General features: G+C 55.2%; 1 rRNA gene. It reads right to left on the minus strand.

Annotated features, from left to right (window positions below):
• Nucleotides 1-13: 13 nt before the first annotated feature.
• Nucleotides 14-1,554: ribosomal RNA gene (locus tag DOM58_RS17415) — 16S ribosomal RNA — on the minus strand.
• Nucleotides 1,555-1,825 lie beyond the last annotated feature (271 nt).

The following is a 1,825-nucleotide window of genomic DNA, read 5'->3' on the forward strand; positions in this document are numbered from 1 at the left end:
TAAGCTGGTCGTTTAAGGAGGTGATCCAGCCGCAGGTTCCCCTACGGCTACCTTGTTACGACTTCACCCCAGTCATGAACCACACCGTGGTGATCGCTCTCCCGAAGGTTAAGCTAACCACTTCTGGTGCAGTCCACTCCCATGGTGTGACGGGCGGTGTGTACAAGGCCCGGGAACGTATTCACCGTGACATTCTGATTCACGATTACTAGCGATTCCGACTTCACGGAGTCGAGTTGCAGACTCCGATCCGAACTGAGGCCGGCTTTCTGGGATTCGCTCCATCTCGCGATCTCGCAGCCCTTTGTACCGGCCATTGTAGCACGTGTGTAGCCCTACCCGTAAGGGCCATGATGACTTGACGTCGTCCCCACCTTCCTCCGGTTTGTCACCGGCAGTCTCCTTAGAGTTCCCGACATTACTCGCTGGCAAATAAGGACAAGGGTTGCGCTCGTTACGGGACTTAACCCAACATTTCACAACACGAGCTGACGACAGCCATGCAGCACCTGTCTCAGAGCTCCCGAAGGCACGAAGGCATCTCTGCCAACTTCTCTGGATGTCAAGGGTAGGTAAGGTTCTTCGCGTTGCATCGAATTAAACCACATGCTCCACCGCTTGTGCGGGCCCCCGTCAATTCATTTGAGTTTTAACCTTGCGGCCGTACTCCCCAGGCGGTCGACTTATCGCGTTAACTGCGCCACTAAGTCCTTAAAGGTCCCAACGGCTAGTCGACATCGTTTACGGCGTGGACTACCAGGGTATCTAATCCTGTTTGCTACCCACGCTTTCGCACCTCAGTGTCAGTGTCAGGCCAGAAGGCCGCCTTCGCCACTGGTATTCCTCCCGATCTCTACGCATTTCACCGCTACACCGGGAATTCTACCTTCCTCTCCTGCACTCTAGCCTGGCCGTTCCGGATGCCGTTCCCAGGTTGAGCCCGGGGCTTTCACAACCGGCGTGCCAAGCCACCTACGCGCGCTTTACGCCCAGTAATTCCGATTAACGCTCGCACCCTCCGTATTACCGCGGCTGCTGGCACGGAGTTAGCCGGTGCTTCTTCTGCGAGTGATGTCGTTCCTCTAGGGTATTAACCCAGAGGCTTTCTTCCTCGCTGAAAGTGCTTTACAACCCGAAAGCCTTCTTCACACACGCGGCATGGCTGGATCAGGCTTTCGCCCATTGTCCAATATTCCCCACTGCTGCCTCCCGTAGGAGTCTGGGCCGTGTCTCAGTCCCAGTGTGGCTGATCATCCTCTCAGACCAGCTACGGATCGTCGCCTTGGTAAGCCGTTACCTTACCAACTAGCTAATCCGACATAGGCTCATCCGATAGCGCGAAGTCCGAAGATCCTCCGCTTTCTCCCGTAGGACGTATGCGGTATTAGCGTGGGTTTCCCCACGTTATCCCCCACTACCGGGCAGATTCCTATGCATTACTCACCCGTCCGCCGCTCGCCACCAGGGAGCAAGCTCCCCGTGCTGCCGCTCGACTTGCATGTGTTAGGCCTGCCGCCAGCGTTCAATCTGAGCCATGATCAAACTCTTCAGTTTAAAGTCTGATAGTCCTTACTTCTCTCGTCCCGAAGAACAAGAAGAAAAGCGGACCAAACTTGGTTCAAGGTCAAACGAATCTTGACGAGTCGCTTGCCTCGATATGTCGTGACTGGCTGTCACGCGAGAACAAGCGCCCACATCAATTACCTGATCGATTGTTAAAGAGCGTCCCTACTTGAAGCGCTTCGCTTCTGCCGTCGAACCCAAGTGCTTGTCAGCGCTTGTTTTCTGGGCCGCCGTAAGGAGTGGCGTATTTTAAGGATCTGGG

The sequence above is a fragment of the Salinicola halophyticus genome (assembly GCF_003206695.1).
Classification (GTDB): Bacteria; Pseudomonadota; Gammaproteobacteria; order Pseudomonadales; family Halomonadaceae; genus Salinicola; species Salinicola halophyticus.